The sequence below is a fragment of the Pantoea dispersa genome, assembly GCF_019890955.1.
In the GTDB taxonomy this organism is placed as follows: Bacteria; Pseudomonadota; Gammaproteobacteria; order Enterobacterales; family Enterobacteriaceae; genus Pantoea; species Pantoea dispersa.
Genome location: NZ_CP082346.1, coordinates 3,373,562 through 3,388,508, shown reverse-complemented (window position 1 = coordinate 3,388,508; position 14,947 = coordinate 3,373,562). Strand labels below are relative to the sequence as shown.

At 57.1% G+C, this 14,947-nt stretch carries 13 protein-coding genes; 10 read left to right on the top strand and 3 right to left on the bottom strand.

The features are described from left to right. Nucleotides 1-21 precede the first annotated feature (21 nt). Nucleotides 22-690, bottom strand: coding sequence for a response regulator transcription factor (locus K7H94_RS15875; protein WP_245001379.1), 669 nt, complete (start codon nt 688-690; stop codon nt 22-24). Between the two features lie 227 nt (nt 691-917). Between K7H94_RS15875 and olsF the strand changes: the two genes are divergently transcribed. Together olsF and K7H94_RS15865 are read left to right on the top strand one after the other, a co-directional pair. Continuing rightward, nucleotides 918-2,621 carry a bifunctional ornithine lipid synthase OlsF gene (gene olsF / locus K7H94_RS15870; protein ID WP_141496213.1) on the top strand — a complete coding sequence of 568 codons (1,704 nt, stop codon included), beginning with the start codon at nt 918-920 and terminating at the stop codon, nt 2,619-2,621. A gap of 256 nt (nt 2,622-2,877) precedes the next feature. Beyond that, a complete protein-coding gene (locus tag K7H94_RS15865) occupies nt 2,878-5,721 on the top strand; it encodes a sensor domain-containing protein (RefSeq protein WP_141496214.1) in 2,844 nt (947 codons plus the stop codon). 64 nt (nt 5,722-5,785) lie between these two features. Here K7H94_RS15865 and ftnA read toward each other — a convergent pair whose 3' ends face one another. Continuing rightward, the gene (ftnA, locus tag K7H94_RS15860) at nt 5,786-6,292 is read right to left on the bottom strand and encodes a non-heme ferritin (protein WP_058759556.1); all 507 of its coding nucleotides are present in this window, start codon (nt 6,290-6,292) and stop codon (nt 5,786-5,788) included. 457 nt (nt 6,293-6,749) lie between these two features. Between ftnA and K7H94_RS15855 the strand changes: the two genes are divergently transcribed. Genes K7H94_RS15855 through K7H94_RS15845 form a run of 3 tightly spaced genes read left to right on the top strand, consistent with a single transcriptional unit; the run spans nt 6,750 to nt 8,995 of the window. After that, nucleotides 6,750-7,418, top strand: coding sequence for a nucleoside recognition domain-containing protein (locus K7H94_RS15855; RefSeq protein WP_222951322.1), 669 nt, complete (start codon nt 6,750-6,752; stop codon nt 7,416-7,418). Continuing rightward, nucleotides 7,408-7,881: a YjiG family protein gene (locus tag K7H94_RS15850; RefSeq protein ID WP_222951321.1), complete on the top strand. Its 474-nt coding sequence runs from the start codon at nt 7,408-7,410 to the stop codon at nt 7,879-7,881. The genes K7H94_RS15855 and K7H94_RS15850 overlap by 11 nt, the downstream gene beginning before the upstream one ends. Before the next feature lie 10 nt (nt 7,882-7,891). Then, entirely contained in the window at nt 7,892-8,995 is a 1,104-nt protein-coding gene (locus K7H94_RS15845) for a M20 peptidase aminoacylase family protein (protein ID WP_058759555.1), read from the top strand. Between the two features lie 6 nt (nt 8,996-9,001). Here K7H94_RS15845 and K7H94_RS15840 read toward each other — a convergent pair whose 3' ends face one another. Continuing rightward, complete coding sequence (locus tag K7H94_RS15840; protein ID WP_222951320.1) at nt 9,002-9,616, bottom strand: hypothetical protein; 615 nt, start codon at nt 9,614-9,616, stop codon at nt 9,002-9,004. A 315-nt stretch (nt 9,617-9,931) separates the two neighbouring features. Here K7H94_RS15840 and prfC point away from each other — a divergent pair, with 315 nt between their 5' ends. The 5 genes from prfC (at nt 9,932) to K7H94_RS15815 (ending at nt 14,635) form a co-directional block, all read left to right on the top strand. Beyond that, nucleotides 9,932-11,521: a peptide chain release factor 3 gene (gene prfC, locus K7H94_RS15835; RefSeq protein WP_021507661.1), complete on the top strand. Its 1,590-nt coding sequence runs from the start codon at nt 9,932-9,934 to the stop codon at nt 11,519-11,521. Nucleotides 11,522-11,780: 259 nt separating this feature from the next. After that, the gene (gene osmY, locus K7H94_RS15830; protein WP_021507660.1) at nt 11,781-12,371 is read left to right on the top strand and encodes a molecular chaperone OsmY; all 591 of its coding nucleotides are present in this window, start codon (nt 11,781-11,783) and stop codon (nt 12,369-12,371) included. A 98-nt stretch (nt 12,372-12,469) separates the two neighbouring features. After that, nucleotides 12,470-12,631, top strand: coding sequence for a DUF1328 domain-containing protein (locus tag K7H94_RS15825; RefSeq protein ID WP_007893192.1), 162 nt, complete (start codon nt 12,470-12,472; stop codon nt 12,629-12,631). 178 nt (nt 12,632-12,809) lie between these two features. After that, nucleotides 12,810-13,862, top strand: a complete 1,053-nt coding sequence (locus tag K7H94_RS15820; protein ID WP_031279725.1) for a patatin-like phospholipase family protein — start codon at nt 12,810-12,812, stop codon at nt 13,860-13,862. Then, entirely contained in the window at nt 13,859-14,635 is a 777-nt protein-coding gene (locus K7H94_RS15815) for a TatD family hydrolase (protein WP_211726582.1), read from the top strand. Before K7H94_RS15820 ends, K7H94_RS15815 begins: the two co-directional genes overlap by 4 nt. Nucleotides 14,636-14,947 lie beyond the last annotated feature (312 nt).

Here is a 14,947-nt window from a genome sequence, read left to right as displayed (position 1 = left end):
GCGGGCCGGGCCGGATTTGACTCACACCAGCTCATTGGCGCGCGCCGCCGTATTAATTCCGCTAATCCCTTTCAGGCCGAGCTTACGCAGAATTTTAATTTTATAAGTGCTGATGGTTTTACTGCTCAGCTGTAATTGTGAGGCGATCTCTTTATTACTCATCCCGGAGGCCAGTTTCACCAGCACAACCAATTCGCGGCGCGTTAAACTCATCAATTTCTCGCTTTCAATCAGCTCGGCGGCATCCGCCGCACTGTGCGTGACCGGATAAAAACGTTTTCCGCGCTCGACTTCTTTTATTGCTGTCAATAAAGTTTCCAAATCGCCGCGTTTACACACATAGCCTTCTACCCCTAACTGCAGGCAACAGCGTTGATAAAACAGGCTTTCTGAGGCGGTAAAAACAATGATTTTTTGCTGCGGCAAAATACGCTTAATGTCGGCAATCAGCGGAATGCCCGCGCGGCCGGGCATGGTCAGGTCCAGCAGCACCACGTCTGGCTGCGCATGATGTAATTCGCTAATCAATAAATCGCCTTTGTTGGCAATGCCCGCAACCGAATAGTCATAAGCGTGCAGCAGTGCCTGAATACCCGCACAGATTAATGGGTGGTCATCAACTATAAATACCGAATGAATCATATGTGTAGTCCAAAAATAAACAAAAAAAAGAATGCAAGGAATAAACACCGATGAAAATTCATTAGCAGAGGTGTGACCAGATTAATTCACGGGTCTTAAGAATAAGATTTAAGTCCTGTCTGGAAAATTCTCATTTAAGGTAAAATTGACTTTTTTATGCGCCAGCACAAAGCGCGCCGATACTTTTTCCTGTCCGCATCTGCCATGGTCATAAATCTGAAAACAAGCCGTTTTAACGTCAGGGGAATAAATCGCTGCGTATAAAAAGGTGCACCATGTTTTCCGTTGATCAGCTTCTCAATACTTACTGGCCAGGCCAGCAGCCAGCAAACTGGCAGAAAAGCCTGCTGAAGTGGGCGGTGCGTGAACAGGAGTTTCAGGACTTTGCCCAGCGCTATCCGCATCTGAAAGGGGTGGATATGGTGGAGCAGGTGCTGGAACACCTGGATGTGCGCTGTGAGCTCAGCGAACGCGACCTTGAACAGATCCCGACGCATGGGCCGGTGGTGATCGTCGCCAACCATCCGCTTGGCGCGCTGGACGGCCTGGCGCTGCTGGCGGCGGTATCGCAGGTGCGGCGCGACGTGAAAATCGTTGCCAACCGCATGCTGATGATGCTGGAACCCATCAACAACCTGATGCTGCCGGTGGATAACATGGGCAACCGCACCAGCCGCGAGCAGCTGACGCGCATGCAGCAGCATCTCGACAACCAGGGCGCGCTGATCATCTTCCCGGCCGGTGAAGTCTCGCGCCTGTCCAGCCGCGGCGTGCGTGACCGTCACTGGCACCACAGTTTTCTGCGCCTCGCCGCCCGCGCCCGTGCGCCGCTGGTGCCGGTGCACGTAGTCGGACGTAACAGCCTGGCGTTTTACGCCGCGGCGAAGGTGGCGGCACCGCTGGCGCTGCTGATGCTGGTGCGCGAAATGTTCCGCCAGCGCGGCACGCGCATCAAACTGCATATCGGCGAACAGATTCCCTTCGCCAACTGGCACGATGGCCATACGCCGGGCAAAGAGCTGGCGAAGCGGCTGCGCAAGCACCTGTACCGCATCGGTCAGGGACGGCGCGGTCTGTTTCTTACCGAAGCCGCCATCGCCCGCCCGGAAGATCGCGCTGAGCTGAAAAAAGCGTTGCTGGAGAGTGAACGGCTCGGGACGCTGCCGGACGGCAAACAGATCTATTTGTGGCGGCGCAACGGGGCCAGCTGGGTACCGCTGTTGCGTGAACTGGGCCGGCTGCGCGAAATCGCCTTCCGCGCGGTGGGCGAGGGCAGCGGCCGGCGGCGCGATCTCGACAAGTATGACGATGATTACTATCACCTGATTTTGTGGGATGACGAGGCGCTGGAGATTGTCGGTGCCTATCGCTTTATTCCCGGCGCCGAGCAGCTGGCGCGGCGCGGGCTGCAGGGCATCTACAGCGACAGCCTGTTCCACTATGACGAGCGCATGCTGCCGATTATTCAACAGGGGCTGGAGCTGGGACGCAGCTTCATTCAGCCGGCCTACTGGGGCAAGCGCGGGCTGGATTATTTATGGATGGGCATCGGCGCTTACATTGCGCGCTATCCGCAGACGCGCTACCTGTTTGGCCCGGTGTCGATCTCCGGCACCATGCCGCTGGCGGCGCGCGATCTGCTGGTGGCGTTTTACCGTCTCTACTTTCCGACCGATCTGCCGCTGGCGAAATCGCGCCGCCCTTATCCGGCGTCGCTGCCGGAGGTGCTGGCGCAGTTCACCGGCGATAACTATGCCGACGATTTGCGTCGTCTCAAGCATTTGCTGGCTAATCTCGGTACCGCGATTCCGACGCTGTACAAACAGTATTCGGAAGTGTGCGAGCCGGGCGGCGTGCAGTTTATCGATTTCGGCAGCGATCCGGATTTCAATCACTGTATTGATGGCCTGGTGCTGGTCGATCTGTCACGCGTAAAACCCGCGCGTTATGAACGCTATATCGGCATGCATTTAACCTGAACGCGCCAGATGACGTCAGTTAATGCCACCTGACCGCACGCCGCCGGAGAATCTCCGCGCGGCGTGCTGTCAACTTTGCGCAATAAATCCACTATCCCACTGAACATTTTCTCGCCACTGCCGATAACCACACTACCAACTTTTGTCTGCGGATGATTTGCGCTTGTAAGCGATGCGCTTTTGCGTTTAAGTCTGCCTGAAGATTAAGAATTATCTTAACTGCGCATCGAGACCAGGCCAGCATAGGCGAACAACAATGAACAATAACTCTGACGTAATGTACCGGCTACTGGTGCAGAGCGTGGTGGATTACGCCATCTACATGATTAAGCCGGATGGCACGGTGGCTAACTGGAACACCGGGGCGCAACGCGCCAAAGGCTATACCCCCGAAGAGATCATCGGGAAGAATTTTGCGCTGTTTTACAGTGAAGAGGATCGGCGCAACGGCGCGCCGCAGCGCGGTCTGGCCATCGCCACCGCCACCGGGCGCTATGAAACCGAAGGCTGGCGCTATCGCAAGGACGGCAGCGCCTTCTGGGCGCACGTGGTGATTGACGCCATCCGCGATGAGTACGGCGAACTGCTGGGCTTTGCCAAAATCACCCGCGACTGCACTGAACAGCAGGCGCAGCAGCGTAAACAACAGGAACAGGAGCAGCGTTTCCGTTTATTGGTTGAAGGCGTAACGGACTACGCCATCTACATGCTCGACCTTGACGGCAATGTCGAAAACTGGAACGCCGGCGCGCAGCGCGCCAAAGGCTATGTGGCTGAAGAGATTGTCGGCCAGCACTTCTCGCGCTTCTACAGCGCACAGGATCGCCTGAACCATATCCCGGAACGCAACCTGACCACCGCGTTTAAAACCGGTCGCTTTGAAGACGAAGGCTGGCGCTATCGCAAAGATGGCAGCGCCTTCTGGGCGCACGTGATCATCGATGCGATTCGCGATGACGCCGGCAAACTGATCGGCTATGCCAAAATCACCCGCGACTGCACCGAACAGCAGGCGCTGCTGCGCAAGCAGCGTGAATACGAGAAAACCTTCCGCCTGTTAGTGGAAGGCGTGACGGATTACGCCATCTACATGCTGGATTTACAGGGCCGGGTGGTGAACTGGAACGCCGGCGCGCAGCGCGCCAAAGGCTACATGGCTGACGAGATCGTGGGCCAGCACTTCTCCGTGTTCTACGGCTCACCGGAACGTCAGGCGCGTACGCCGGATGCCAATCTGGGCATCGCGCTGAAAACCGGTCGCTTTGAGGACGAGGGCTGGCGCTACCGCAAAGACGGCTCCGCCTTCTGGGCGCATGTGGTGATTGACGCGATTCATGATGAAGAGGGCAAAATGATCGGCTTCGCCAAGATCACCCGCGACGTCACCGAGCGGCGTGAGCACGAGCAGCAGCTGCTGCGTGCGCGCGATCTGGCGCAGGCGCAGAGCGCCAAAATGTCGGAGCTTTCCGGCTTCCTCGACACCATCATCAGCAACATTCCCTCCTGCGTGATCGTCGAAGACGCCATCAGCCGCGAAATCCTGATGGTCAATGACAAAGCCGAGCAGCTGTTTGGCTTCAGTAAGTCGCTGATTATGCATAAGCGGCCGCACGAATGTATGTCGGCGGAACTGAGTGATTACTTCAACAGCCTGGCGGATATCGCGCTGCGCAGCGAAGGCATCCACACGCGCGAGCAGCTGTTGCTGACCGCCGGCGGTGAGCGGGTGCTGCACACCCGCGCCACCACCATCAGCGGCAAAGACATGCGGCAGAATTACGTGATGCTAATTGTGGAAGATGTCACCGACCAGCGTGAAGCCGATGCGCGCATTCGTCACATGGCGCATCACGATAATCTTACCAGCCTGCCAAACCGCATCCTGTTTCGCCAGAAGCTGAGCGAGGCGCTGCGCGTCGATCAGCAGCAGGGCCAGACCAGCGCCACGCTGTGTCTCGATCTGGATAACTTCAAGAACGTGAACGACGCGCTGGGGCATCAGATCGGTGACGATCTGCTGCGGGTAGTGGCGAAGCGGCTGCGCAGCGTACTGCGCGATCAGGACACGCTGGCGCGCATCGGCGGCGATGAGTTTGCCATCGTGCTGCCCAACGTGCGGAATGCCGATGAGGCTGCGATTGTGGCGCAGCGCCTGATCGAGGCGATCCGCCCGCCGGTGAATGTTGAAGGCCACAACCTATCGGTCGGGCTGAGCGTCGGCATCGCGCTGACCTCGCAGGCCACCAATACGCCGGAACACATGCTGCGCTGCGCCGACATGGCGCTGTATGAAGCCAAGCGTAACGGCCGTAACCGTTATGAGCACTTTACGCTGGAGATGGATAATGTGGCGCGCAGCCGCCGGGTGATCGAGAACGATCTGCGCGAGGCAATTACCGGACGGCAGCTCAAGCTCTACTATCAGCCGATCACCAACGAAACCGGCATCATTGGCTATGAGGCGCTGATGCGCTGGCATCATCCGATCAAAGGATTGATCATGCCGAATGACTTCATTCCGATTGCCGAAGAGACCGGCCTGATCCATATGCTCGGCGCCTATGCGCTGTACGAAGCCTGCCGCGAGGCGCAGAGCTGGGAAACCGAACAGTCGGTGTCGGTCAATCTGTCGCCGCTGCAGTTTAAGAACAGCTCGCTGGTGTCGGTGGTGGAGGGCGCGCTGCGGGAATCCGGCCTGGCGCCGCATCGGCTGGAGGTGGAGATTACCGAATCGGTGCTGCTGGATGATACGCTCGGCAATATCCGTACGCTGCAGAGCCTGAAAACGCTGGGCGTGCAGATTGCGCTCGACGACTTCGGCACCGGCTACTCGTCGCTCAGCTATCTGCGTTCGTTCCCGTTCGATAAGATCAAAATCGACAAGTCATTTATCAATGATATGGGCGACAGCCGCGAGGCGCTGGCAATCATCCGCGCGATTACCGGCATGAGCCGCAGCCTGGATATTCAGATCACCGCAGAGGGCGTGGAGAGTAATGAGCAGTTTGTCCGCCTGCGCGAAGAGGGCTGTACGCTGTTCCAGGGCTACCTGTTTGGCCGGCCACAGCCGTCGGAGCTTAGGCTAAAAGCGCTGGAGTAAGCACAAAAAAACGCCCGACAGAGTCGGGCGTTGTGCATGCTGCTGTGCATAATCTTTATTATTTTTACTGGCCGTGGCCTTCGACGTTCATGCGGCCCAGATCTTTGTCCACCAGGAACAGACCTTCGCCTTTGTTGCCCACCAGCGCCAGCTTGTCCAGCACGGTTTTGAACAGCTTCTCTTCTTCGTGCTGCTCGGCAACGTACCACTGCAGGAAGTTAAAGGTGGAGTAATCCTGCGAAGTCAGCGCGGCGTGCACCAGCTCGTTGATTTTGCTGGTGATCAGCTGCTCGTGCTTCAGCGCTTCTTCCAGTACGTCATTCAGCGAGGTCCAGCTTACCGCCGGCGCGGCGATGCTGCCCAGCACCGGCAGTGAACCGGCATCGCTGACGTAGTCAAACAGCTTCTGCATATGCTGCATCTCTTCGCGCGAGTGCATTTTCAGGAACGAGGCGGCACCTTCGAAGCCTTTGTCGCTGCACCAGGCACTCATCTGCAGATAGAGGTTGGCGGAGAAGAATTCGAGATTGAGCTGGTCGTTCAGGCGTGAGGTCATTTCAGCGGTTAACATGGCTGAGTCCTTTTTAATTTGTCAGGTGAAGTACGGCGAATTATGCATCAATCTATACTTTTTTGTGAAGGTTTTTTCGTAAAAAAGTTGAATTTATCTTATTGATTATAAATGGAATTATTCCGCTAGTTGAATGCGAAGAATTCTCAACTTTGACTAATTTTCATTCACAGTCCGCAGCACTGTTTTAGTGCAGCTGCGTTGCCTGCTGGCGGTGCAGCGCACAACCGCACCGATCACTTCTTCGCCAGTCAACCCGCCGATAAAATAAGCACTGGCGCGACCAGCAATAAACCTGGCACGGCGATATAAACGCTTATTCCGGCTGCTGCTTGTTACTGAACAAAATTAGCCATAGCGAAATTAAAGAAAGTGCGCATTGGCATAAATCCTGCTTGGTTAATAGTTCCGTATATTGCAACCACGTCTGGCAGAAATAGGGTCAGCAGGAGAAAAGATGTCTGAAGAAAAAATCATGGCCGCGCCACAAACGGTCACGGCGAGCGCCGGAAATTACCTCGCGCTGATACTGGCAATACTGTTTTTTTCCGGTTTGCTTTATAAGGTCGAAGGCTTTAGCTGGCTGGGCGCGTTTGATTTCACCACGCTGGGTGGCAGCTTTGGCACCATCAAAGAGTCAGGTTCCACCTTTCTCGGTGCCGGCGGCATCAGCGCCAAAGCCGGCTTTCTGTTCGCGCTGTCGCTGGCACCTACTGTAATGCTGGCGCTGGGCGTGCTGGAGATTTTCACCCACTACGGCGCGATTCGTGCCGCCCACACGCTGCTGACGCCACTGCTGAAACCGCTGATGGGGTTGCCGGGACGCTGCGGCCTGGCGCTGATTACCGATCTGCAAAGTACCGATGCCGGCGCGGCGCTCACTAAAGAGATGGCGGATCAGCAGCAAATTGGTAAAAAAGAGCTGGTGGTGATGAGCGCCTGGCAATATTCCGGTGCCGGACTGATCAATAACTATTTTGCCATTGGCTCGGCGCTATTTACGTCCATGAGTGCGCCGATCATTATTCCGCTGCTGCTGATGTTTGTGCTGAAATTCGTCGGTGCGGCATTTGTCCGTTTTGTGTTAAACAGTGTTTATAAGAAGGATTTTGCTGATGTCAAATAACGTACAGACGCGGGTCAATAATAATCCGTTTGATATTTTTATTGTCGGCGCGCTTAAAGGCTTCCATATTGCTATTCACAATCTGATGCCCAATGTGGTGATGGCCTATGTGCTGGCGGAAGTGCTGAATCTGCTCGGCATCATGCAGTTTCTTGGTCACGCGTTTGCGCCGCTGATGGGAATGTTCGGTTTGCCCGGCGAGGCGATCACCGTGCTGCTGACTGCGTGGCTGTCATCCTCGGCCAGCGTCGGGGTGGCGGTGAGCCTGATGGCGAAAGGCTTGCTGAGCGGTACCGACATCACCATCCTCGCACCGGCGATTTTTCTCATGGGTTCGCAGTTGCAGTACATGGGCCGCCTGCTGGGCGTTGCTGATGTGCCGAAAAAATACTGGCCGCTGCTGATGCTCACCAGCATTATCAATGCGGTTATCGCTATGTTCGTGATGCGTTTTTTTGTTTAGGAGCGAAACGGTGTCCAGAGTTCTCGATCACTACCATTTTCTGCATGAAATCCCCGAGCTGGGGTTTCAGGAAGTTAAAACCTCGGCCTACATCGCCGGTCAGCTGGAACAGGCTGGCATTAAGGTCACGCGCGGCATCAACCAGACCACCGGCATCGTGGCGGAGATCGACAGCGGCGTGCCGGGCCCGGTGCTGGCATTGCGCGCCGACATGGATGCGCTCGGGCATGTGATCGACGGCGTTGCCTGCGCCCGCCATACCTGCGGCCATGACGGCCACTCGTCGGTGGTGCTGACCGCCGCGCAGGAGCTGCTGCAGGAAGGCGCTATTAAAAAAGGGCGGCTGAAGCTGCTGTTCCAGCCGGCTGAAGAGCTGGGGGCCGGCGCGCTGGCGATGATTGAGGGCGGCGCGCTGGATGACGTGGAGATGATCCTCGGCTTCCATTTGCGCCCGCTGGAGGAGTGCCAGGTCGGGCAGGCGACGCCTGCGGTGATCTATTCAGCGTGCAGCACGCTGGAGGCCACCATTAAAGGTGTTCCGGCCCATGCCGCGCGACCGCATCTCGGCGTCAACGCGCTTGATGCGGCAGTCCAGGCGGTGCAGGCGGTGAACAGCATTCATCTGGCACCGGGCCTCACCTGGAGCGTAAAAGCGACGCGCTTCCTGTGCGACGCCGGCGTGACCAACTCGGTGCCGGACGAGGCGCGCGTGGTGTGGGATCTGCGTTCGCAGGAGAACGCGCCGATGGAACTGCTTAAAGAGAAAGTCAGCCAGGCGATTCAGCACAGCGTGGCCGCGCTGGGCGCAACCGCTGAAGTGGTGGTGCTGAAAGAGATGCCGGCGGCGGAAATTGATGCCGATGCCACCGCGCTGCTGAGCGCCGCGATTGTCGATGTGCTCGGCGAGCAGGGATTACTGGCGGCGAAAACCACGCCGGGCAGCGAGGATTTCTTCTACTATCCGGTGAAAAATCCGCAGGTGAAAGCCGGTTTCTGGGGACTGGGAACCAATCTGGTGCCGGGACTGCACCATCCGCAGATGCGCTTTGAGCTGAGTTCGCTGGAGATCGGCGTGAAGATCTTCAAGGCGGCGGTGGTGCGCATGCTGGGATAACGCGCCTCAGCGCGCGCCCGCGCCCACGGTCTGATTCCACACCATCTCATCGAGCAAAATCGAGCTGTGCTGGCTGGTCTCAATCACCAGTGAGAACGGCTTCATGCCGGCGAAGCAGAACACTTCGTGGCGCTTTTTGCTGGCGTTCAGGCGACGAAACGCCACGATGCGTCCGGCACGGTTGTAAAAGCGCACTTCGCTAAAGTAGGTGTTGAGACCGATGTAGCTCAGCACCAAATCGTGCAGCGGCGGCAGATCAAACTTCACCAGCGTCTGCCGCTCAATCACCAGCGCGCACTTGTCGCTGTCGGCGTGATACGGTGCTAACGACACCGCGCCCCGGCGGGCAGTGACCGACAGCGCGGCGTCCAGCATGTACGGATACTCCGGGACAAAATGCTGACCGGCAGAAAAACCGGGACGCGGCGTGAGCAGATAATGCAGGTGCGCCGGCAGGCTGCTGCGGGAAAAATCAGCGCGGCCGGTGGCAGGCAGCACTGGGTTATCCGGCGCGTTGATCAGCAGCATCTCGCCGGGTTTGCGGTACATCTGCGCGGACGACGACAGGGCGGCGTTTCGGTGCGACGGGCTATAGGTATGTGGGTTAAGCTGTAGGGTCATTTTGCTGTCCTTGCCGGGGTGACGGTTCCGGACAGGCATTCTCAGCCAGGCATCGCTTAGTGTTTACAAGACATGTCCTGAACTGCGCGAGCATCGTCTCATCCTGCCGCAGATTCCCCCGCCTGCTGAAATATTGTATGCTATGCCGCCTCAATGCTGATGGGATAACCGGACTGCCGCCAATGTAGATCGCACACACCCTGCTGTGACCCGACGCGCATGCGTCGCCATTGGCACCGTTATCCGCCGGACTGGCTCCGGAATGATTTATTCGCAGCGCGCCGCTCGCGCGTTGCCCTGAAGAAGAATTCACTCATGTCTATTGCTCCCTTTTTAGAAGAAGTGGCGCGCCGTCGTACCTTTGCGATCATCTCGCACCCGGACGCCGGTAAAACCACAATCACCGAAAAAGTCCTGCTGTTCGGACAGGCGATCCAGACCGCCGGTACCGTCAAAGGTCGCGGCTCCAGCCAGCATGCCAAATCAGACTGGATGGAGATGGAGAAGCAGCGCGGTATCTCCATCACCACCTCGGTGATGCAGTTCCCGTATCGCGACAGCCTGGTTAACCTGCTGGATACCCCCGGGCACGAAGACTTCTCGGAAGACACCTACCGTACGCTGACGGCGGTGGACTGCTGCCTGATGGTGATCGACGCCGCGAAAGGGGTTGAGGATCGTACCCGCAAGCTGATGGAAGTGACCCGTCTGCGCGACACGCCGATCATCACCTTCATGAACAAACTGGACCGCGACATTCGCGATCCGATGGAACTGCTGGATGAGGTCGAGAGCGAGCTGAAAATCGCCTGTGCGCCGATCACCTGGCCGATTGGCTGCGGCAAGCTGTTCAAAGGCGTGTATCACCTCTACAACGACGAAACTTACCTGTATCAGAGCGGCAAAGGCCACACGATTCAGGAAGTGCGCGTGGTAAAAGGGCTGGCGAACCCGGAACTGGACGCGGCCGTCGGCGAAGAGCTGGCGCAGCAGTTGCGTGACGAGCTGGAGCTGGTGCAGGGCGCATCGCACGAGTTCGACAAAGAGCTGTTCCTGAGCGGCGAAATCACGCCGGTGTTCTTTGGTACCGCGCTGGGCAACTTTGGTGTCGATCACATGCTGGATGGTCTGGTTGCCTGGGCGCCGGCGCCCATGCCGCGCCAGACCGATACCCGCAAAGTCGAAGCCAAAGAGGAGAAGTTCAGCGGCTTCGTGTTTAAGATTCAGGCCAACATGGACCCGAAACACCGTGACCGCGTGGCCTTTATGCGCGTGGTGTCCGGCAAATATGAGAAGGGCATGAAACTGCGTCAGGTGCGCACCGGTAAAGATGTGGTGATCTCCGATGCGCTGACCTTCATGGCGGGCGACCGTTCGCACGTTGAGGAAGCTTATCCGGGCGATATCATCGGCCTGCATAACCACGGCACCATCCAGATTGGCGACACCTTCACCCAGGGCGAAACCATGAAGTTCACCGGTATTCCGAACTTCGCCCCGGAACTGTTCCGTCGCATTCGCCTGCGCGATCCGCTGAAGCAGAAACAGCTGCTGAAAGGGCTGGTCCAGCTGTCGGAAGAGGGCGCCGTGCAGGTGTTCCGTCCGGTGCACAACAACGATCTGATCGTGGGTGCGGTGGGCGTGCTGCAGTTTGATGTGGTCGTGGCGCGTCTCAAGAGCGAGTACAACGTTGAGGCGATTTACGAGGCCATCAACGTGTCGACTGCCCGCTGGGTTGAATGCAGCGATGCGAAGAAGTTCGACGATTTCCAGCGCAAAAACGAGATCAACCTGGCGCTCGATGGCGGTGACAACCTCACCTATATCGCCCCGACCATGGTCAACCTCAACATCACGCAGGAGCGCTATCCTGACGTGACCTTCCGTAAAACGCGCGAACACTAAGTTCGCCGTTCCGACCGGGCTGTCACTTTGTGCGGCCCGGTTTTCTCCGATACAGACTCCTCTTAATTGCGCTGCGGTTATCGCTTTTTGGCGAGATATCAACCACAAAAGCCAGCAAAAGCTGTAATCCCTACTATGATTATTCTGTCGGACGAGAAAACGGACCTGTGGGTCTGATTACGTCCATCACGCAGCAACGTGGTGTGTTGCTGGCGCATTCGCGGTTGCGAGTGGGTTAACTGATAGAAGGATGATATCGATGAATAAGACTAAGATTGCTAAAACCCTGATTGCTGCACTGGCCGGTACTGCGCTGTTAAGCGGCGCGGCAATGGCGGCTGATACCAGCAGCAGCGCGGGTTCCAAAATCGATAGTTCTATGAAAAAAGTCGATGGCTTTATGGATGACAGCGGCATCACCGCCAAAGCCAAAGCCGCTCTGGTGGACGATGAAGCGATTAAAAGTACGGATATCTCAGTAAAAACGCAGCAAGGCGTCGTGACGCTGAGCGGTTTTGTCACCTCGCAGGACCAGGCTGAGAAGGCTGTGGCGCTGGTGCAGAAGGTGGAAGGGGTTAAATCCGTCAGCGACAAACTACACGTTAGAGACAGCAAACAGAGTTCATTGAAAGGTTATGCAGGTGATGCAGCAACCACCAGTGAAATAAAAGCTAAACTTTTAGCAGATGACATTGTGCCATCGCGCAACGTGAAGGTGGAAACCACCGATGGCGTGGTACAGCTGTCCGGGGAAGTGGCGAATCAGGCCCAGTCCGATCGGGCTGAGAAGATCGCCAAAGCCATTGAAGGCGTGAAAAGCGTGAAGAATGACCTCAAGGTGAAATCTTAACGCAACCGGAACGGCATCACCAACGGTGCCGTTCCGTATTAAAAACAGTGATGTGAAGAATAAGCAGTTCGATTTTCACTATGGTAAAGGAGAGGCTTATGTTTCGTTGGGGTATTATCTTTCTGGTCATCGCTCTGATTGCTGCAGCATTAGGTTTTGGCGGTCTGGCGGGTACGGCAGCATGGGCAGCTAAAATTGTCTTTATTGTCGGTATTATTCTGTTCCTCGTGAGCCTGTTTACCGGGCGCAAACGACCCTGACCCACTGCGTTAACCATGTTAACCCGCTAGTCACATAAAGCGGAGGCCAGTCATTGCCACCATTGAAGGTGAGCCGCGACGATTGCAGGATGCGGTTGGTCAGGGAACGACAATGACTGGTTCTCCGGGATGCTGATTGAGCGCCTCCCTCAGAGCAGCAAACACTGAGGGACATCCATTGGGAATACGCATCCCGGTGTCGCTGGACACCTTTGAGCCACTGGCACTCACGCCATTCAAATCCAAAAAAATCGCGCTGGTCTGCGAAGGCGGCGGGCAACGCGGCATTTTCACGGCGGGCGTACTGGATGAATTTCAGCGCGCAGGCTTTAACCCCTTTCAGTTAATGCTCGGCACGTCGGCCGGTGCACAAAACCTCTCAGCCTTTGTCTGTGCTCAGCCCGGTTATGCGCGGCGCGTGATTACCCGATACACCACCAGTAAACTGTTTTTCGATCCGCTGCGTTTTGTGCGCGGTGGTCACCTGATCGATCTCGACTGGCTGGTGGATATCACTAAACAGGAGTTCCCGCTGGCGCTGAGCAGCGCCGAAAGCCTGTTTGCCAAAGGCAGCGAATTTTACATGTGCGCCTGCCGCAGCGATGATTACAGCGCGCAGTATTTCAATCCCACCAATCTGACCTGGCATGACATCATTAAGGCTTCCAGCGCGATCCCCGGTTTCTACCGCAGCGGCGTGTTGATGGATGGTGTGAGCTATCTCGACGGCGGCATCAGCGACGCCATTCCGGTGCGCGAAGCGGCGCGGCGTGGCGCCGATACTATTGTGGTGATCCGTACCGTGCCGTCACAGATGGCGTATACGCCGAAGTGGTTTAAACGCATGGAGCGCTGGCTGAGCGACAGCGCCCTGCAGCCAATGATCAATATTCTGCATCAGCACGAAGAGAGCTACCGCCAGATTCAGCAGTTTATTGAACAGCCGCCGGATAATCTGCGCATCATTGAAATCTTTCCGCCAAAGCCGCTGGCCAGCATGGCGCTGGGCAGTCGTCTGGCGTCGCTGAATCAGGATTATCATCTGGGCCGCCGCAGCGGGCGCTATTTCCTGGCGACGCTGGGCCAGTGGCTGAGCGATGCTGAACCGCTGGCGCGACCGATTGCCGTGACGCCGCCCGCCGCCGTCGCCAACGCGCCGGATAACCGGCCGGTCAGCACGCCGCCGCTGGCGGGCAATGACGCCGACTACGATGCAGGATCGCTGGCATGAGATTTTTCGACACCCACTGCCACTTTGATTTTCCGCCATTCGTCACCGCTGCCGAATACAGTATCGCGCAGGCGGCGCAGGCGGGTGTGGAACGCATCATCGTGCCGTGCGTGGATGCCAGCCGTTTTGCCGTGGTGAGCCAGCTGGCGCAGCAGCATCCGGCGCTGTATAGCGCGCTCGGGCTGCACCCGATCAATATTGCGCAACATCAGGATGACGATCTCGATCGCCTTGAGCAGTACCTGCAAACGCCGGATGCAAAACGCGTGGCGATCGGGGAAATCGGGCTGGATCTGTATATGGAAGCGCCGGATTTTGCGCGGCAAACCCGGCTGCTGGAGGCGCAGCTGAAGCTGGCAAAGCGCTATGATTTGCCGGTGATCCTGCATTCGCGACGTACGCACGATCAGCTGGCGCAGTATCTGCGCCGTCACGACGTGCCGCGACGCGGCGTGGTGCACGGCTTTGCCGGCAGCCAGCAGCAGGCGGAGCGTTTCATCGCCCTTGGCTACGCGATTGGTGTCGGCGGCACCATTACCTATGCGCGCGCCAGCAAAACCCGCCACACCATCGCCAGCCTGCCATTGCAGGCGCTGCTGCTGGAAACCGATGCGCCGGATATGCCGCTGCACGGTTTTCAGGGCCAGCCCAATCGCCCGGAGCGCGCGCGTAATGTGTTCGAAGTATTGTGCCAGCTGCGCCCGGAACCGCCCGATGAGATCGCCAATGCGCTGTGGCACAACAGCCTGCGTTTGTTCGCGCTGCCGGATTGAGTATTGATCCTGCGCCTGCCGTCACCTCACTTCATCTAATAGGGCCGTCACGGTTAATGGCCGTTGCAATTTTGCCAGCGGCACAATTTATTGCGCGATGAATCGCGTCGCTGCAAACCCTCTGCCACTTCTGATGATGTGCTGACAACTCCCGCTCTGTCGCAAATTAACTACGCTTTAACGATATCCGATACCTTTTTGCGGCAACATTTGTGATAATAATCACAATCGCATCATGCCGCGCTGTTCGGCAAAATAGCGATTTAATGTGATTAAAATCGCTAAATGCATGTATATCAGAGCGCGGTTTCC